Genomic DNA, 19126 nt, shown 5'->3' on the forward strand with positions numbered 1-19126 from the left:
ATGGCAGAAATTACAGCTAAACTTGTAAAAGAGTTGCGTGAAAAATCTGGTGCCGGTGTTATGGACGCTAAAAAAGCGCTTGTAGAAACAGACGGTGACATCGAAAAAGCGATTGAATTGCTTCGTGAAAAGGGTATGGCTAAGGCAGCTAAGAAAGCTGACCGTGTTGCTGCAGAAGGTTTGACGGGTGTTTATGTTAACGGTAATGTTGCAGCAGTTATTGAAGTAAACGCTGAAACTGACTTCGTTGCGAAAAATGCTCAATTCGTTGAATTGGTAAATACTACAGCTAAAGTTATTGCTGAAGGAAAACCTGCTAATAATGAAGAAGCACTTGCTTTGACAATGCCTTCAGGTGAAACTCTTGAAGCTGCATACGTATCTGCAACAGCAACTATCGGAGAAAAAATCTCATTCCGTCGCTTTGCATTGATTGAAAAAACAGACGCACAACACTTTGGAGCTTACCAACATAACGGTGGACGTATCGGTGTTATTTCAGTTGTTGAAGGTGGAGACGAAGCACTTGCTAAACAATTGTCAATGCACATCGCAGCGATGAAACCAACAGTTCTTTCTTACAAAGAATTGGATGAGCAATTCGTTAAAGATGAGTTAGCACAGTTGAACCACGTAATCGACCAAGACAATGAAAGTCGTGCAATGGTTAACAAACCAGCTCTTCCACACTTGAAGTATGGATCAAAAGCTCAATTGACTGATGATGTTATTGCTCAAGCTGAAGCTGACATCAAAGCTGAATTGGCTGCAGAAGGCAAACCAGAAAAAATCTGGGACAAAATCATCCCAGGTAAAATGGATCGCTTCATGCTTGACAACACTAAAGTTGACCAAGCTTATACACTTCTTGCGCAAGTATATATCATGGATGACAGCAAGACAGTTGAAGCATACCTTGAATCAGTTAACGCTTCAGTAGTTGAGTTTGCTCGCTTTGAAGTTGGTGAAGGTATCGAAAAAGCTGCAAACGACTTCGAAGCTGAAGTTGCAGCTACAATGGCAGCAGCCTTGAATAACTAATAATAAAAAGGAAGCACTTTAGCTTCCTTTTTTCTATGCAGTAGATTCCTATAGGGAAAGAATTCTACTTTTCAAGATATAAATAAAAAGCCCTATAAAAAGGGCTAAGTGCATTTAGGAGACTACACTTCAAATTCATAAAGTGCTGTAGAGAGATAACGTTCACCGTTATCTGGTGCTAGAGCAAGAACTTTTTTACCTGTACCTAATTTCTTGGCAACCTCGATGGCTCCGTAGATAGCTGCAGCTGAAGAAATCCCTACAAGAAATCCTTCTTTTCCACCAATTTCACGGCCGAGTGCGAGAGCATCGTCTGATGTTACACGAACGATACCATCATAGGCTTTTGTATCAAGTGTATCAGGAATAAATCCAGCTGAGATACCTTGAATTTTGTGAGGGCCAGGTTTTTCACCAGATAGAATAGCAGATTCATCTGCTTCTACCGCAAAAACTTGAATGCTTGAATTTGCTGTTTTGAGGGCATGAGAAACACCAGAAATTGTTCCACCGGTACCAACTCCAGTAACAAAGGCATCTAATCCATCTTTACCGAAAGTAGCTAATATCTCAGCTCCTGTTGTTCTTTCGTGTACTTCTGGATTAGCTGGATTGTCAAATTGAAGAGGAAGGAAACCATCACGTTCAGCAGCGATTTCTTGAGCCTTAGCAATAGCACCTTTCATTCCTTCGCTACCAGGAGTGAGGATGAGTTCAGCGCCATAGGCTTGGATAATCTTACGGCGTTCTACACTCATAGTTTCAGGCATAACAATGACAACTTTATACCCTTTAGCAGCACCTACCCATGAAAGTCCAATACCAGTGTTTCCACTTGTTGCTTCAACAATTGTAGAACCTGGTTTCAGAGTACCGTCTTGTTCAGCTTTTTCAATCATGCTAAGAGCAATACGATCTTTTACAGAAGAACCAGGGTTGAATGCTTCAAGCTTTACATAGACGTCCGCAGCCCCTTCTGGCACGATGTTGTTAAGTTTAACAATCGGTGTTTGTCCGATTAATTCAGTAATGTTGTTATAAATAGACATATGAATACCTCTTTGTATAAGATATTTCTAGTATAACGCTAACTATACCATTTGTAAAATATAGAAATCCTATCAAAGTGATAGGATTTTTTTATATCACAGGTCTAAGCCATTAATTTTCAAGCGATTGTGATAAGCTAATTCTAGTAAATAGGTGTAAAGTGGAACGATATCTGTTTTCTTTTTGAATTTCTTCATTTTCTAGTAGGTCTTGGCAAGCACCTTTTTATGTTGTTAATTAAAGTAGCGGTGAAGATATCAGTGAAACACTGTATTATCTATTATTTACACTAAATTTACAGGAACTTCAACTTCTCGTAAACCTTGATCAGTTAAAGTGACTTTTCCATTAAAAAACTCTACAAGTGCAGCTTTAATAGTTTCTTTTTCTTCTTTATTAACATAAATCATCGTATCGACTTGATCTGTAAAGTTTGTCTCAAGTTCCATAAGATTATGTTCCTTAAGGAAGTTACTGTACTCTTGATACTGAGCGTAAGACATTTGAATAGCAATGCCAGCCTGTTCCTTTATTTCAATGATGCCAATTTCTTTGACGGCTAAGGCAACACTGCCGGCGTAAGCACGAATCAGTCCTCCAGCGCCTAGTTTTATACCACCAAAGTAGCGTGTCACGACCACACAGACATTGGTGAGGTTGTGATTTTCTAGTACCCCAAGCATGGGAACGCCAGCAGTCCCACTGGGTTCACCATCATCACTTGTCCGTTTGATTTCACTACGTTCCCCAATAATGAAGGCAGAGCAGTTATGCGTAGCTTTGTAGTGTTCTTTTTTGATGGTAGTAATAAAGTCTCGAGCCTCTTCTTCGCTATAAACACGCTTGGCATGACAGATAAAGCGTGATTTTTTGATTTCTTCTTGGACTTGTCCGTCCTCTTTAATTGTTCTAAATTCCATGATTTAATTGTACTAAAAAATCATCTAAAGCGCTAGGTTTTTACGAATAAAGAAGTATGAAAGTAAATCCAAATTATCTCGGTCGTTTGTTTACTGAGAATGAATTAACTAAAGAGGAACGTCAGTTGGCAGAGAAACTTCCAGCAATGAGAAAGGAGAAGGGGAAACTTTTTTGTCAACGTTGTAATAGTACTATTCTAGAAGAATGGTATTTGCCTATCGGTGCTTACTATTGTCGGGAGTGCTTAATTATGAAGAGAGTTAGGAGTGATCAAGCTTTATACTATTTTCCGCAGGAGGATTTTGCGAAGCAAGATATTCTCAAATGGCGCGGTAAATTAACTCCTTTTCAAGAGAAGGTGTCAGAGGGACTAATTCAAGCTGTAGACAAGCAGGAACCAACCTTGGTACATGCGGTGACAGGAGCTGGAAAGACAGAAATGATTTATCAAGTAGTGGCTAAAGTGATCAATGCGGGTGGTGCAGTATGCTTGGCTAGTCCTCGCATAGATGTTTGTTTGGAGCTGTACAAGCGCCTGCAACAGGATTTTGCTTGCGAGATATCTTTACTACACGGAGAATCAGAGCCGTATTTTCGAACACCACTAGTTGTTGCGACGACCCATCAGTTATTGAAGTTTTATCAAGCTTTTGATTTGCTGATAGTGGATGAAGTAGATGCCTTTCCTTATGTTGACAATCCCACGCTTTACCATGCTGTCAAGAATAGTGTAAAGGAGAATGGATTGAGAATCTTTTTAACAGCAACTTCTACAGATGAGTTAGATAGGAAGGTTCGCATCGGAGAATTAAAACGATTAAGTTTGCCAAGACGATTTCATGGAAATCCTTTGATTATTCCTAAACCTGTCTGGTTATCCGATTTTAATCACTGTTTAGAGAAAAGTCGGTTATCAGCAAAGCTAAAGTCTTATATTGAGAAGCAGAGAAAGACAGCTTATCCGTTACTTATTTTTGCTTCAGAGATTAAGAAAGGGGAGCAATTAAAAGAAGTCTTACAGAAGGAATTTCCGCATGAGAAAATTGGTTTTGTGTCTTCAGTTACGGAAGATCGATTAGAGCAGGTACAAGCTTTTCGAGATGGAGAACTGACAATACTTATCAGTACGACAATATTGGAGCGTGGAGTTACCTTCCCTTGTGTAGATGTTTTCGTAGTAGAGGCCAATCATCGTCTATTTACCAAGTCTAGTTTAATACAGATTGGAGGACGTGTCGGTCGGAGTATGGACAGACCGACAGGAGATTTGCTTTTTTTCCATGATGGGTTAAATGCTTCAATCAAGAAGGCAATTATGGAAATTCAGCAGATGAATAAGGAGGCGGGGCTATGAAGTGCTTATTATGTGGGCAGACTATGAAGGCTGTTTTAACTTTTAGTAGTCTCTTACTTCTGAAAAATGATGTCTCTTGTCTTTGTTTAGATTGTGATTCTACTTTTGAGAGGATTGGAGAAGAGAACTGTTCAAACTGTATGAAAACAGGTTTGTCAACGAAGTGTCAAGATTGTCAATTTTGGTGTAAAGAAGGAGTTGAGGTCAGTCATAGAGCGATTTTTACTTACAATCAAGCTATGAAGGATTTTTTCAGTCGGTATAAGTTTGATGGAGACTTCCTTTTAAGAAAAGTTTTTGCTTCAGATTTAAGTGAGGAGTTAAAAAAGTACAAAGAGTATCAATTTGTTGTAATTCCCCTAAGTCCTGAAAGATTGCTCGAGAGGGGGTTTAACCAGGTTGAAGGTTTAGTTGAAGCAGCAGGGTTCTCTTTTCAAGACTTACTAGAGAAGAGAGAAGAGCGGGCCAGTTCTTCCAAAAATCGTTCAGAACGCTTGGGGACAGAACTTCCTTTCTTTATTAAAAGGGGAGTCACTATTCCTAAAAAAATCCTACTTATAGATGACATTTATACTACTGGAACAACTATAAATCGTGTGAAGAAGGTGTTGGAAGAAGCTGGTGCTGAGGATGTAAAAACATTTTCCCTTGTAAGATGAGGAAAAAATTTGCAAAAATAAAATGAAAGCGTTATAATGAAATCAGAAAAACAAAAATGTTTAGAAAGAAGGTACTCATATGATTAAATATAGTATCCGTGGTGAAAACCTAGAAGTAACAGAAGCAATTCGTGATTATGTAGTTTCTAAACTCGAAAAGATCGAAAAGTATTTTCAAGCTGAACAAGAGTTGGATGCTCGAGTTAACTTGAAGGTGTATCGTGAAAAAACGGCTAAAGTAGAGGTGACGATTCCGCTTGGCTCAATTACTCTTCGTGCAGAAGATGTGTCTCAAGATATGTATGGTTCAATTGACCTTGTAACCGATAAAATTGAACGTCAGATTCGTAAAAATAAAACAAAAATCGAGCGTAAAAATAAAAACAAGGTAGCAACTAGTCAATTATTTACAGATGCTTTGGTGGAAGATCCAAATGTTGTCCAGTCTAGAGTTGTTCGTTCAAAACAAATTGATTTAAAACCAATGGACTTGGAAGAAGCTATTCTACAGATGGATTTGTTGGGACATGATTTCTTTATCTATGTGGATGTTGAAGATCAGACAACCAATGTGATTTATCGTCGTGAGGATGGCGAGATTGGCTTGTTAGAAGTTAAAGAATCTTAATTTCAATATGTGTAAAGGAAGGTTTACTGAATTGTAAACCTCCTTTTTCTTATAATTGATAGAATTACTGATTACACTTTTAAAAAGTCGCTTTTTGGTGGTTATTATGGTATAATGGGTGCCAAGAGGTTTGGAATGAAAAAATTTTATGTAAGTCCTATTTTCCCCTTAATATTAGGAATAGTGGCGTTCGGAGTGCTATCTGTGCAACTTGTTTTTGTAACGAATACACTGGTAACGCTATTTCTTTTGCTACTTATTTTGGGTTCATATATTTTACTATTCATCCATCAGAGAGACTACTACTCAAAGAGTGAAGTAGAACAAATCCAGTATGTAAACCACCAAGCTGAAGATAGTTTGACAACCTTGTTAGAACAGATGCCTGTCGGAGTTATTAAACTAGACTTATCGTCAGGTGAAGTTGAATGGTTCAATCCTTACGCTGAATTGATTTTGACTAATGAAGTGGGCGAGATTGATGTTGCATTAATTCAAACAATTATAAAGGCTTCTGTGGGGAATCCAGGTTCTTATGCTACCTTAGGTGAAATCCGTTATTCGGTTCATATGGACAAGGTATCTGGAGTTCTTTATTTCTTTGATGTGTCTGGAGAATACGAAGCGACTGTTGAGTTAGTTACGAGTCGACCTGTGATTGGGATTGTCTCCGTTGACAACTATGATGACTTAGAAGATGAAACATCGGAGTCTGATATCAGTCATATTAATAGTTTTGTAGCCAATTTTGTTTCAGAATTTGCTGGTAAACATGCCATGTTCTCCCGTCGAGTAAGTATGGATCGCTTTTATCTATTTACGGACTACACGGTACTTGAGGGATTGATGAACGATAAATTTTCTGTTATTGATTCTTTCAGAGAAGAGGCGAAACAGAGACAGTTGCCCTTGACCTTAAGTATGGGATTTTCTTATGGTGATGGAAATCATGATGAGATAGGGAAAGTTGCATTGCTCAACTTGAACTTGGCTGAAGTACGTGGTGGCGACCAAGTGGTTGTCAAGGAGAATGACGAAACGAAAAATCCAGTTTATTTTGGTGGTGGATCTGCTGCCTCAATCAAGCGTACAAGGACACGTACGCGCGCTATGATGACAGCTATTTCAGATAAAATTAGAAGTGTAGATCAGGTTTTTGTAGTTGGTCACAAAAATCTTGATATGGATGCTTTGGGTTCTGCTGTAGGTATGCAGTTATTTGCTAGTAATGTAACAGAAAATAGTTATGCTCTTTATGATGAAGATCAAATGTCACCAGATATTGAACGAGCTGTTGCATTCTTAGAAAAAGAAGGAGTTACGAAGTTGTTGTCTGTTAAGGATGCAATGGGGATGGTGACCAATCGTTCTTTGTTGATTCTTGTAGACCATTCAAAGACAGCTTTAACTCTATCAAAAGATTTTTATGATTTATTTACTCAAACCATTGTTATTGACCACCACAGACGGGATCAGGATTTTCCAGACAATGCGGTTATTACTTATATCGAAAGTGGTGCAAGTAGTGCCAGTGAGTTGGTAACGGAATTGATTCAGTTCCAGAATTCTAAGAAAAATCGTTTGAGTCGTATGCAAGCAAGTGTTTTAATGGCTGGTATGATGTTGGATACTAAAAATTTCACCTCACGAGTGACTAGTCGGACATTTGATGTTGCTAGCTATCTCAGAACGAGAGGAAGTGATAGTATTGCTATCCAAGAGATTGCTGCAACAGATTTTGAAGAATATCGTGAGGTCAATGAACTGATTTTACAGGGGCGTAAATTAGGTTCAGATGTACTAATAGCGGAGGCTAAGGACTCGAAATGTTATGATACAGTTGTTATTAGTAAGGCAGCAGATGCCATGTTAGCTATGTCAGGTATTGAAGCGAGTTTTGTTCTTGCGAAGAATACACAAGGATTTATCTCTATCTCAGCTCGCAGTCGTAGTAAGCTGAATGTACAACGGATTATGGAAGAGCTGGGAGGTGGAGGCCACTTTAATTTGGCAGCAGCTCAAATTAAGGATTCAACCTTGTCAGAAGCAGGTGAAAAACTGACAGAAATTGTATTAAATGAAATAAAGGAAAAGGAGAAAGAAGAATGAAAGTAATCTTTTTAGCAGATGTCAAAGGAAAAGGTAAAAAAGGCGAAATTAAGGAAGTACCAACCGGGTATGCACAAAACTTTCTTATCAAAAAGAATCTAGCCAAAGAAGCGACTGCTCAAGCTGTAGGTGAACTTCGTGGTAAACAAAAATCTGAAGAGAAAGCTCACGCTGAGATGATTGCAGAAGCAAAAGCAATTAAAGCCCAACTTGAAGCAGAAGAAACTGTTGTAGAATTTGTTGAAAAAGTTGGTCCAGATGGCCGTACTTTTGGTTCAATTACGAATAAGAAGATTGCAGAAGAATTGCAAAAGCAATTTGGAATTAAGATTGATAAACGTCATATCCAAGTGCAAGCTCCGATTCGGGCGGTTGGTTTGATTGATGTGCCAGTGAAAATCTATCAAGATATCACAAGTGTGATCAATCTTCGTGTGAAAGAAGGGTAAATTTACACTTTCTTGACAAGATTGTAAAAGGAAGGGAAGTCTGATGGCAGAAGTAGAAGAGTTACGAGTACAACCTCAAGATATCTTAGCTGAGCAATCCGTTTTAGGGGCTATCTTTATTGACGAGAGTAAGCTTGTTTTTGTGCGAGAATATATTGAGTCTCGGGACTTTTTTAAGTATGCCCATCGTTTGATTTTCCAAGCTATGGTCGATTTATCCGATCGTGGCGATGCTATAGATGCAACAACGGTTCGTACCATTCTTGATAATCAAGGTAATTTACAGAATATTGGTGGCCTGTCTTACTTGGTTGAGATTGTCAATTCTGTACCAACTTCTGCTAATGCGGAGTATTATGCTAAGATTGTTGCAGAGAAGGCCATGCTACGTCGATTAATCTCCAAGTTGACAGAGTCTGTCAATCAAGCTTACGAGGCTTCGCAACCAGCTGATGAAATCATTGCTCAGGCAGAAAAAGGCCTGATTGATGTCAGCGAAAATGCTAATCGAAGTGGATTTAAGAACATTCGAGATGTGTTGAATATCAACTTTGGAAATCTGGAAGCTCGCTCGCAACAAACGACCGATATTACAGGTATTGCGACAGGCTATCGTGACTTGGATCATATGACGACTGGACTTCATGAGGAGGAGTTGATTATCCTAGCAGCCCGTCCGGCGGTTGGTAAGACAGCCTTTGCTTTGAATATTGCTCAGAACATTGGGACTAAGTTGGACAAGACGGTAGCTATTTTCTCACTGGAAATGGGGGCGGAAAGTCTAGTGGATCGTATGTTGGCGGCAGAAGGTTTGGTGGAATCGCATTCTATCCGTACGGGTCAATTGACTGATGAGGAGTGGCAAAAATATACTATTGCTCAGGGTAATCTAGCTAACGCCAGTATCTATATCGATGATACGCCAGGAATTCGGATTACAGAGATTCGTTCTCGTTCTCGTAAACTGGCTCAAGAAACTGGAAATCTTGGTTTGATTTTAATAGACTATTTGCAGCTTATCACGGGAACTGGTCGGGAAAATCGTCAACAAGAGGTTTCAGAAATTTCACGTCAGTTAAAAATTTTAGCTAAGGAACTGAAGGTTCCAGTAATCGCTCTAAGTCAGCTTTCTCGTGGTGTAGAACAACGTCAGGATAAGAGACCGGTCTTGTCTGATATTCGTGAATCTGGGTCTATTGAGCAGGACGCTGATATTGTAGCCTTTCTTTATCGCGACGACTACTATGAGCGTGGTGGTGAAGAAGAGGAAGGCATACCGAATAATAAGGTAGAAGTTATTATCGAGAAAAACCGTAGTGGAGCTCGTGGAACGGTGGAATTAATTTTCCAAAAAGAATACAATAAATTTTCAAGTATCTCAAAGAGGGAGGCATAAGATGTCAGATGCATTTACAGATGTAGCCAAGATGAAAAAAATAAAAGAAGAAATCAAGGCACATGAGGGACAAGTCGTAGAAATGACTTTGGAGAATGGTCGTAAGCGCCAAAAAAATAGATTGGGTAAGCTAATTGAGGTTTATCCATCCCTATTTATCGTTGAATTTGGGAACGTTGAAGGAGATAAACAAGCTAATGTTTACGTTGAATCCTTTACTTACTCAGATATCCTTACAGAAAAGAATTTGATTCATTATCTTGACTAAAGTGAGAAATTTTCTCACTTTTTCTTTTTTTCTCCGAATAGTTTAAGTGAAGGTAATCTTCGATTTATATTATTTTTCAAGGAGGAAGAATGAAAATTTCACCATTTAAAGTAGCAGAGACAAGATTTTCTTTCAGAAAATCAGCTAAAAAGGTTGTTCCCTTTTTAGTAGTAGGATTGATGTTAGCAGCGGGTAATAGTGTATATGCCTATTCCGGAGGAAATGGATCGATTGCGCGTGGGGATGATTATCCTGCTCATTATAAAAATGGGAGCCAGGAGATTGATAAGTGGCGGATGTATTCTCGTCAGTGTACTTCTTTTGCAGCCTTTCGTTTGAGTAATGTCAATGGTTTTGAGATTCCGGCTGCTTATGGGAATGCGAATGAATGGGGCTATCGTGCTCGTCGTGAAGGTTATCGTGTCGATAATACACCAACGATTGGCTCTATTGCTTGGTCTACTGCAGGAACTTATGGTCATGTTGCTTGGGTGTCAAATGTAATAGGAGATGAGATTGAGATTGAAGAATACAACTATGGAATAAGGGAATCTTACAACAAGCGCATCGTGAAGGCAAATACTATGACGGGGTTTATTCATTTTAAAGATTTGCCTGGTGGCAGTGTTGGGAATAGTCAATCCTCAGCTTCAACAGGAGGAACACATTTTTTCAAGTCTAAGGCTGCTATCAAAAATCAGCCTCTAGCTAGCGCAACTGCGATTGATTACTATTATCCTGGGGAGAATGTTCATTATGATCAAATTCTCGAAAAAGACGGATACAAGTGGTTGAGTTATACGGCTTATAATGGAAGTCGTCGCTATATCCAGCTAGAGGGATTGACTTCTTCACAGAATTATCAGAATCAATCAGGAAATAGCTCTAACTATGGATCCAATAACAGTTCAACTGTCGGTTGGAAGAAAATAAATGGTAGTTGGTATCATTTTAAATCAAATGGGTCTAAATCAACAGGCTGGCTGAAAGATGGTTCTAGTTGGTATTATTTGAAATCATCTGGTGAAATGCAGACAGGCTGGTTAAAGGAAAATGGTCTGTGGTATTATTTAGATAGTTCAGGGGCAATGAAAACGGGGTGGTACCAAGTATCTGGTAAGTGGTATTATTCTTACTCTTCAGGAGCCTTAGCTGTCAATACAACAGTGGATGGTTATAGAGTAAATAGTGATGGAGAACGAGTATAGAAAAGTGGAGTAGGAAATTTTTCCTACTTTTTCTGTAAGCAGTTTCCTTGACATTCTTTTGGTTTTGCGCTATCATATGTCCATATAATATATGGGAGTCTGTGTACAGTCTGAGAGGAAGTGTTAAACTTCGACCGCACCTGATCTGGGTAATGCCAGCGTAGGGAACGATACTTAGTCTATTCTGCACCTTTTACATATATGGTAAAGGTTTTTCTTTTTGTCAAAGGAAAACGAGAAGAGGAGGTTGTTATGAAAGCAAGCATTGCCTTGCAAGTTTTACCACTATCACAGGGGATTGATCGGATTGCTGTTATTGATCAGGTCATTGCTTATCTGCAAGCTCAAGAGGTGACTATGGTGGTGACACCATTTGAAACGGTCTTGGAAGGGGAGTTTGATGAACTCATGCGCATTCTAAAAGAAGCGCTAGCAGTGGCAGGGCAGGAGGCAGACAATGTCTTTGCTAATGTCAAAATAAATGTAGGAGAGATTTTAAGTATTGATGAGAAACTTGAAAAGTATACTGAGACGACACATTAGTCTATTGGGCTTTCTAGGAGTCTTGTCAATCTGGCAGTTAGCAGGTTTTCTTAAACTTCTCCCCAAGTTTATTCTGCCGACACCTCTTGAAATCCTCCAGTCTTTTGTGCGCGATAGAGAATTTCTCTGGCACCATAGCTGGGCGACCTTGAGAGTGGCTTTACTGGGGCTGGTTCTGGGAGTTTTGATTGCCTGTATCATGGCTGTGCTCATGGACAGTTTGACTTGGCTTAACGATCTGATTTACCCTATGATGGTGGTTGTTCAGACTATCCCGACTATTGCCATAGCCCCTATCCTGGTTTTGTGGCTAGGTTATGGGATTTTGCCCAAGATTGTCTTGATTATCTTGACGACTACCTTTCCTATCATCGTCAGTATTTTGGACGGTTTTAGGCATTGTGATAAGGATATGCTGACCTTGTTTAGTCTGATGCAGGCCAAACCTTGGCAAATCCTGTGGCATTTTAAAATCCCAGTCAGCCTGCCTTACTTTTATGCAGGTCTGAGGGTCAGTGTCTCCTACGCCTTCATCACAACAGTGGTATCTGAGTGGTTGGGAGGCTTTGAAGGACTAGGTGTCTACATGATTCAGTCCAAGAAACTGTTTCAGTATGATACCATGTTTGCTATTATTATTCTGGTATCGATTATCAGCCTTCTGGGTATGAAGTTGGTCGATATCAGCGAGAAATATGTTATTAAATGGAAACGTTCGTAGAATTAGAATGTTTCAAAAAAGAAAAGAGGAAATCAAAATGAAAAAACCATGGAAAGTGTTTTTAACTGTTTTAACAGCTCTTGTAGCTGTTGTACTTGTGGCCTGTGGTCAAGGAACTGCTTCTAAGGATAACAAAGAGGCAGAACTCAAGAAAGTTGACTTTATCCTAGACTGGACACCAAATACCAACCACACAGGGCTTTATGTTGCTAAGGAAAAAGGTTATTTCAAAGAAGCTGGAGTGGATGTTGATTTGAAATTGCCACCAGAAGAAAGTTCTTCTGACTTGGTTATTAACGGTAAGGCACCATTTGCAGTGTATTTCCAAGACTACATGGCTAAAAAATTGGAAAAAGGAGCAGGAATTACTGCCGTTGCAGCTATCGTAGAACACAATACATCAGGAATCATCTCTCGTAAATCTGACAATGTAGCTAGTCCAAAAGACTTGGTTGGTAAGAAATACGGGACATGGAATGACCCAACTGAGCTTGCTATGTTGAAAACCTTGATAGAATCACAAGGTGGGGACTTTGAGAAGGTAGAAAAGGTACCAAACAACGACTCAAACTCGATCACGCCGATCGCTAATGGGGTGTTTGATACTGCTTGGATCTACTACGGTTGGGATGGTATCCTTGCAAAATCTCAAGGTGTAGATGCTAACTTCATGTATTTGAAAGACTACGTTAAAGAATTTGACTACTACTCACCAGTTATCATCGCCAACAACGACTATTTGAAAGACAACAAAGAAGAAGCACGTAAAGTCATCCAAGCTATCAAAAAAGGCTACCAATACGCTATGGAGCATCCAGAGGAAGCAGCTGATATCCTCATCAAGAATGCACCTGAACTCAAGGAAAAACGTGACTTTGTCATCGAATCTCAAAAATACTTGTCAAAAGAATACGCAAGCGACAAGGAAAAATGGGGTCAATTTGATGCAGCTCGCTGGAATGCCTTCTACAAATGGGATAAAGAAAATGGTATCCTTAAAGAAGACTTGACAGACAAAGGCTTCACTAACGAATTTGTGAAATAATGACAGAAATTAGACTAGAACACGTCAGTTATGCTTATGGTGAGGAGAGGATTTTAGAGGACATTAACCTGCAGGTAACCACAGGTGAAGTGGTTTCTATCCTAGGTCCGAGTGGTGTTGGAAAGACCACCCTCTTTAACCTAATCGCTGGGATTTTAGAAGTCCAGTCAGGGCGAATTGTACTTGACGGTGAAGAAAATCCCAAGGGGCGCGTGAGTTATATGTTGCAGAAGGATCTGCTCTTGGAGCACAAGACGGTGCTTGGCAATATCATACTGCCTCTCTTGATTCAAAAGGTGGATAAGGCAGAAGCTATTGCTCGCGCAGATGAAATTCTTGCGACCTTCCAGTTGACAGCTGTAAGAGATAAATACCCTCATGAACTCAGTGGTGGGATGCGCCAGCGTGTGGCCTTGCTTCGTACCTATCTTTTCGGGCACAAGCTCTTTCTCTTAGATGAAGCCTTTAGCGCCTTGGATGAGATGACCAAGATGGAACTACACGCTTGGTACCTTGAGATTCACAAGCAGTTGCAGCTAACAACCTTGATCATCACGCATAGTATCGAGGAGGCCCTTAGTCTCAGCGACCGCATCTATATCTTGAAAAATCGCCCTGGGCAGATTGTTTCAGAAATTAAACTAGATTGGTCTGAAGATGAGGACAAGGAAGTCCAAAAGATTGCCTACAAACGTCAGATCTTGGCAGAATTAGGCTTAGATAAGTAGAAAAATAGGGAGTTGGTGAAGATTATCCTTTACCAGCGCCCTTTTTCTTTTAAAAATGAGAAAATTTCGGTATAATAGTCAAAGATAGTCAAGGTTCAAAGAGAGAGGTGGGTTTGTAATGAGATTTAAAAATACATCGGATCATATTGAGGCCTACATCAAGGCGATTTTAGATCAATCTGGTATTGTGGAGTTGCAACGGAGTCAGTTGGCAGATACTTTTCAGGTTGTTCCTAGTCAGATTAACTATGTGATCAAGACACGCTTTACGGAAAGTAGAGGCTACTTGGTTGAAAGTAAGCGTGGTGGCGGAGGCTACATTCGTATAGGACGGATTGAGTTTTCTAGTCATCATGAAATGCTCAGGGAGCTACTTTACTCAATTGGCGAGCGGGTCAGTCAAGAAATTTATGAGGATATTCTACAGCTTTTGGTTGAGCAGGAATTGGTGACCAAGCAGGAGATGAATTTGCTGGTAGCAGTAGCTTTGGATCGCGTTCTAGGAGAAGAAGCTCCAGTTGTTCGTGCTAATATGCTACGACAGGTCATACAAGAGGTAGATAGAAAAGGGAAGTAAGATGAACTATTCAAAAGCATTGAATGAATGTATCGAAAGTGCCTACATGGTTGCTGGCCATTTTGGAGCTCGTTATCTAGAGTCTTGGCACTTGTTGATTGCCATGTCCAATCACAGTTATAGTGTGGCAGGGGCGACTTTAAATGATTATCCATATGAGATGGACCGTTTAGAAGAGGTGGCTTTGGAACTGACTGAAACGGACTATAGCCAGGATGACACCTTTACGGAATTGCCGTTTTCTCATCGTTTGCAGGTCCTTTTTGATGAAGCAGAGTATGTGGCGTCAGTGGTTCATGCTAAGATGCTGGGGACGGAGCACGTCCTTTATGCGATTTTGCATGATGGCAATGCCTTGGCGACTCGTATCTTGGAGAGGGCTGGTTTTTCTTATGAAGACAAGAAAGATCAGGTTAAGATTGCTGCCCTACGTCGAAATCTAGAAGAACGTGCAGGCTGGACTCGTGAAGACCTCAAGGCTCTACGCCAACGCCATCGTACAGTAGCTGACAAGCAAAATTCTATGGCTAATATGATGGGTATGCCCCAGACTCCGAGTGGTGGTCTCGAGGATTATACGCATGATTTGACAGAGCAAGCTCGTTCTGGCAAGTTAGAACCAGTCATCGGTCGGGATAAGGAAATCTCGCGTATGATTCAAATCTTGAGCCGTAAGACCAAGAACAATCCTGTCTTGGTTGGGGATGCTGGTGTCGGGAAAACAGCTCTGGCGCTTGGTCTTGCTCAGCGTATTGCTAGTGGGGATGTGCCTACGGAAATGGCTAAGATGCGCGTGTTAGAGCTTGATTTGATGAATGTCGTTGCAGGGACACGCTTCCGTGGTGACTTTGAAGAACGCATGAACAATATCATCAAGGATATTGAAGAAGATGGTCAAGTCATTCTCTTTATCGATGAACTTCATACCATCATGGGTTCTGGGAGCGGGATTGATTCGACTCTGGATGCGGCCAATATCTTGAAGCCAGCCTTGGCGCGCGGAACTTTGAGAACGGTTGGTGCGACCACTCAGGAAGAATACCAAAAACACATCGAAAAAGATGCGGCCCTTTCTCGTCGTTTCGCCAAAGTGACGATTGAAGAGCCAAGCGTGGCCGACAGTATGACCATTTTACAGGGCTTGAAGGCGACTTATGAGAAACATCACCGTGTGCAAATCACAGATGAAGCGGTCGAAACAGCTGTCAAGATGGCGCATCGTTACTTGACTAGTCGTCACTTGCCAGACTCTGCTATCGACCTCTTAGATGAAGCAGCAGCAACAGTGCAAAATAAGGTTAAGCATGTAAAAGCAGACGATTCAGGTTTGAGTCCAGCTGACAAGGCCTTGATGGATGGTAAGTGGAAACAGGCAGCTCAGCTAATCGCAAAAGAAGAGGAAGTGCCTGTCTATAAAGACTTGGTGACAGAGTCTGATATTTTGATCACCTTGAGTCGCTTATCAGGTATTCCAGTTCAAAAACTGACTCAAACGGATGCTAAGAAGTACCTAAATCTTGAAGCTGAACTGCACAAACGTGTCATCGGTCAAGATCAAGCAGTTTCAAGCATTAGCCGTGCCATTCGCCGCAATCAGTCAGGGATTCGCAGTCACAAGCGTCCGATTGGTTCCTTTATGTTCCTAGGACCGACAGGTGTTGGGAAGACCGAATTGGCTAAGGCTCTAGCAGAAGTTCTTTTTGATGACGAATCAGCCCTTATCCGCTTTGATATGAGTGAGTATATGGAGAAATTCGCAGCCAGCCGTCTCAATGGAGCTCCTCCGGGTTATGTGGGGTATGAAGAAGGTGGGGAGTTGACCGAGAAGGTTCGCAACAAACCATACTCCGTTCTCCTCTTTGATGAGGTAGAAAAAGCCCACCCAGACATCTTTAATGTCCTCTTGCAGGTCTTGGATGATGGTGTCTTGACCGATAGCAAGGGTCGCAAGGTTGACTTTTCAAATACCATTATTATCATGACGTCAAATCTTGGTGCGACAGCCCTTCGGGATGACAAGACTGTCGGATTTGGGGCTAAGGATATTCGTTTTGACCAGGAAAATATGGAAAAACGCATGTTTGAAGAGTTGAAAAAGGCTTATAGACCGGAATTCATCAATCGTATTGATGAAAAGGTGGTCTTCCATAGTCTGTCTAGCGACCATATGCAGGAAGTGGTGAAGATTATGGTCAAACCTTTAGTTGCAAGTTTGGCTGAAAAAGGCATTGACTTGAAATTACAAACTTCCGCACTGAAATTGTTGGCAAATCAAGGATATGACCCAGAGATGGGAGCTCGTCCACTTCGCAGAACCTTGCAAACAGAAGTGGAAGACAAGTTGGCAGAACTTCTTCTTAAGGGAGATTTGGTGGCAGGCAGCACACTTAAGATTGGTGTTAAAGCAGGCCAGTTAAAATTTGATATTGCATAAAAATGGAGAATCAGGAGTAATCTTGATTCTCTTTTTTGCTAGTTTTTTATAAAAAACAATAAAAAACTATTGACAAAATAAAAATATAGTTTATAATAAAAACATAGATAATAAAAATATCGAAAATTATAAAAAGGTAATAGGTTTATGAAAAAGAAAACAGGAGTGGTATTTGGAACCTTTGCTCCACTTCATCAAGGACATATCGATCTAATCCAGCGAGCAAAGCGGCAGTGTGATCAGGTCTGGGTGGTCGTTTCAGGATATGAGGGAGACCGAGGGGAGCAGGTAGGCTTAACGCTTCAAAAAAGATTCCGCTATATCCGAGAGGCCTTTCGTGATGACGAGTTGACCTCTGTCTGCAAGTTAGACGAGAGCAAGCTTCCTCGTTACCCTATGGGTTGGCAGGAGTGGTTGAACCAAATGTTAGCGGAGATTTCTTATGATGAAAACCAGCAAGAACTAATCTTCTTTGTGGGAGAACGTGACTACGAGCAAGAATTATTTAAACGTGGTTTTGAGACTGTCTTGCAAGAAAGAAAGTTTGGTATCTCAGCGACTATGATTCGAGAAAATCCAAGCAAATATTGGAAATATATCGCTCAACCCTTCCGTCGTCAGTTTACAAAGAAAGTGTTGATTATGGGAAGTGCTAGCAATGGGAAGACCACTCTGGCCAAGGATTTGGCAAGGTATTACGATGCACCCGTCAGTTTGGAATACGCACGTGAGTACCAGATTAAAAACAATGTCCGCGACGATGAATTGACTCCAAAAGATTACTATTATCTCCTGTTGGGGCAGTATGACCAGACCTCTAAGTTAATTGACAGTAATGCCAATAGGGGATTGGTGATAGCTGACACCAACTCCTTAGTAACTAAGGGCTACTATGATTATTACATGGAGACCGAGGACCAAGGGGATTTATCAGGAGAGACTTTTGATAATCTCTTTGCCTCTATCTTGGCTAAGGAAAAATGGGACTTGATTCTCTTTGTGCAACCTGTCGGTTCCTATGTCAATGACGGATTTAGAGATATGACCATGGCAGAAGACCATATTCGTCATAGTTTTTCCCAGCATTTGGACCAGATGAGGGAGCGCTACTTAGCAAACATTCCACTAGTTTATCTAGCTGAGGATTACCTAGGTAATTATGAAGCAGCAAAAGTGGCTATTGATGCCATTTACCAAGCAGATTAGGAGAAAATTATGAAAAAATTAACTGAAAAAATCACACAATTTATCGAAAACTTTAAAAATGTCCATGCGGAAGCCCGCAAAATCGGTTTTGCAGGAATCATGAACCTGCTCTGGAAAGATCTCTTTGTCGGCCGTAGCCTCTTCCAGTGGTTGTATCTCACCGTCCTGTCAAGTGTTCCCTTGATCTTGGAATTCACGCAAAATACAGAAAGTCATGACTGGATGAGCTTGTTTGCATCTTGGACTGGGATTGTCTGTGTTATCTTGGTAGCAGAAGGACGTGCAAGCAATTATCTCTTCGGGGCTATTAACTCTGCTATCTATTTGGTTTTGGCCATGAATGCAACTTTTTATGGTGAAGTTTTGACGACCGTTTACTTCTTTGTCATGCAGCCGATTGGCCTCTATGCTTGGCTGTCTAATCGTATTAATGATCAAGGAAAAGCAGAAGAATCTCATTTTGAAGCCAAGAAATTATCTGTGCTTGACTGGCTCAAGTACTTGGCTTTGACTGCTATCATCTGGATTGGTATGGGCTTAGCTTACCAAAGTATCCATAGTGCTCGCCCTTTCCGTGATAGTGTTACCGATGCGACCAATGGTGTTGGTCAGCTCTTGATGACACGTCTCTACCGTGAGCAATGGATTTTCTGGATTGCAACCAATCTCTTTAGTATTTACCTCTGGTGGGGTGAAAATATCCACATCCAAGGGATGTACTGGGTTTACACTCTCAATAGTCTAGTAGGTTGGTACCAATGGACTAAGGCAGTTCGTAAGGAGGCATAA

The 19126-nt window shown here is 40.6% G+C and carries 19 protein-coding genes, 1 pseudogene and 1 riboswitch; of the genes and pseudogenes, 17 read left to right on the forward strand and 3 right to left on the reverse strand.

Annotation, left to right across the window (positions count from 1 at the left end; translation table 11 throughout):
* Positions 1-1041: a translation elongation factor Ts gene (gene tsf / locus F9B91_RS05110; RefSeq protein WP_000808070.1), complete on the forward strand. Its 1041-nt coding sequence runs from the start codon at positions 1-3 to the stop codon at positions 1039-1041.
* 122 nt (positions 1042-1163) lie between these two features.
* Here the strand turns inward: tsf and cysK are convergent, their stop codons facing one another.
* From cysK to F9B91_RS05120, 3 genes and pseudogenes are all read right to left on the reverse strand, one after another.
* Entirely contained in the window at positions 1164-2090 is a 927-nt protein-coding gene (cysK, locus tag F9B91_RS05115; RefSeq protein ID WP_150922679.1) for a cysteine synthase A, read from the reverse strand.
* A 96-nt stretch (positions 2091-2186) separates the two neighbouring features.
* Positions 2187-2282: pseudogene (locus tag F9B91_RS12160) on the reverse strand (PH domain-containing protein); the annotation flags it as partial.
* A 93-nt stretch (positions 2283-2375) separates the two neighbouring features.
* Positions 2376-3011: a YigZ family protein gene (locus F9B91_RS05120; protein ID WP_150922680.1), complete on the reverse strand. Its 636-nt coding sequence runs from the start codon at positions 3009-3011 to the stop codon at positions 2376-2378.
* A 56-nt stretch (positions 3012-3067) separates the two neighbouring features.
* Between F9B91_RS05120 and F9B91_RS05125 the strand changes: the two genes are divergently transcribed.
* From F9B91_RS05125 to pnuC, 16 genes are all read left to right on the forward strand, one after another.
* Positions 3068-4366 (forward strand): DEAD/DEAH box helicase, encoded by a 1299-nt coding sequence (locus F9B91_RS05125; protein WP_150922681.1) that lies wholly within the window; start codon positions 3068-3070, stop codon positions 4364-4366.
* On the forward strand, positions 4363-5025 hold the full coding sequence (locus tag F9B91_RS05130; RefSeq protein WP_049543260.1) for a ComF family protein: 663 nt from the start codon (positions 4363-4365) through the stop codon (positions 5023-5025). Before F9B91_RS05125 ends, F9B91_RS05130 begins: the two co-directional genes overlap by 4 nt.
* Before the next feature lie 79 nt (positions 5026-5104).
* Positions 5105-5653: a ribosome hibernation-promoting factor, HPF/YfiA family gene (gene hpf / locus F9B91_RS05135; RefSeq protein WP_000599100.1), complete on the forward strand. Its 549-nt coding sequence runs from the start codon at positions 5105-5107 to the stop codon at positions 5651-5653.
* A gap of 135 nt (positions 5654-5788) precedes the next feature.
* Positions 5789-7762, forward strand: a complete 1974-nt coding sequence (locus F9B91_RS05140; RefSeq protein WP_049543258.1) for a DHH family phosphoesterase — start codon at positions 5789-5791, stop codon at positions 7760-7762.
* Positions 7759-8211 (forward strand): 50S ribosomal protein L9, encoded by a 453-nt coding sequence (gene rplI / locus F9B91_RS05145; RefSeq protein WP_000864214.1) that lies wholly within the window; start codon positions 7759-7761, stop codon positions 8209-8211. Before F9B91_RS05140 ends, rplI begins: the two co-directional genes overlap by 4 nt.
* Positions 8212-8254: 43 nt before the next feature.
* A complete protein-coding gene (gene dnaB / locus F9B91_RS05150) occupies positions 8255-9607 on the forward strand; it encodes a replicative DNA helicase (protein ID WP_049543256.1) in 1353 nt (450 codons plus the stop codon).
* Between the two features lies 1 nt (position 9608).
* Positions 9609-9875: a Veg family protein gene (locus tag F9B91_RS05155; RefSeq protein WP_001278169.1), complete on the forward strand. Its 267-nt coding sequence runs from the start codon at positions 9609-9611 to the stop codon at positions 9873-9875.
* Positions 9876-9964: 89 nt separating this feature from the next.
* Positions 9965-11083, forward strand: coding sequence for a choline binding-anchored murein hydrolase CbpD (cbpD, locus tag F9B91_RS05160; protein WP_150922682.1), 1119 nt, complete (start codon positions 9965-9967; stop codon positions 11081-11083).
* 81 nt (positions 11084-11164) lie between these two features.
* Positions 11165-11267: riboswitch (TPP riboswitch) on the forward strand.
* A 68-nt stretch (positions 11268-11335) separates the two neighbouring features.
* Positions 11336-11626 carry a thiamine-binding protein gene (locus F9B91_RS05165; RefSeq protein WP_061589694.1) on the forward strand — a complete coding sequence of 97 codons (291 nt, stop codon included), beginning with the start codon at positions 11336-11338 and terminating at the stop codon, positions 11624-11626.
* Positions 11589-12347 carry an ABC transporter permease gene (locus F9B91_RS05170; protein WP_162489585.1) on the forward strand — a complete coding sequence of 253 codons (759 nt, stop codon included), beginning with the start codon at positions 11589-11591 and terminating at the stop codon, positions 12345-12347. Before F9B91_RS05165 ends, F9B91_RS05170 begins: the two co-directional genes overlap by 38 nt.
* Before the next feature lie 37 nt (positions 12348-12384).
* Positions 12385-13392: an ABC transporter substrate-binding protein gene (locus F9B91_RS05175; protein ID WP_150922683.1), complete on the forward strand. Its 1008-nt coding sequence runs from the start codon at positions 12385-12387 to the stop codon at positions 13390-13392.
* Positions 13392-14120: an ABC transporter ATP-binding protein gene (locus F9B91_RS05180; protein WP_150922684.1), complete on the forward strand. Its 729-nt coding sequence runs from the start codon at positions 13392-13394 to the stop codon at positions 14118-14120. The genes F9B91_RS05175 and F9B91_RS05180 overlap by 1 nt, the downstream gene beginning before the upstream one ends.
* A 118-nt stretch (positions 14121-14238) precedes the next feature.
* Positions 14239-14697 carry a CtsR family transcriptional regulator gene (locus F9B91_RS05185; RefSeq protein WP_049524434.1) on the forward strand — a complete coding sequence of 153 codons (459 nt, stop codon included), beginning with the start codon at positions 14239-14241 and terminating at the stop codon, positions 14695-14697.
* Position 14698: 1 nt separating this feature from the next.
* Entirely contained in the window at positions 14699-17131 is a 2433-nt protein-coding gene (locus F9B91_RS05190; RefSeq protein ID WP_150922685.1) for an ATP-dependent Clp protease ATP-binding subunit, read from the forward strand.
* A gap of 147 nt (positions 17132-17278) precedes the next feature.
* The gene (locus tag F9B91_RS05195) at positions 17279-18337 is read left to right on the forward strand and encodes an AAA family ATPase (RefSeq protein ID WP_150922686.1); all 1059 of its coding nucleotides are present in this window, start codon (positions 17279-17281) and stop codon (positions 18335-18337) included.
* Between the two features lie 9 nt (positions 18338-18346).
* Positions 18347-19126 carry a nicotinamide riboside transporter PnuC gene (gene pnuC, locus F9B91_RS05200; protein ID WP_150922687.1) on the forward strand — a complete coding sequence of 260 codons (780 nt, stop codon included), beginning with the start codon at positions 18347-18349 and terminating at the stop codon, positions 19124-19126.

The sequence above is a fragment of the Streptococcus mitis genome (genome assembly GCF_008763935.1).
Classification (GTDB): domain Bacteria; phylum Bacillota; class Bacilli; order Lactobacillales; family Streptococcaceae; genus Streptococcus; species Streptococcus mitis_DB.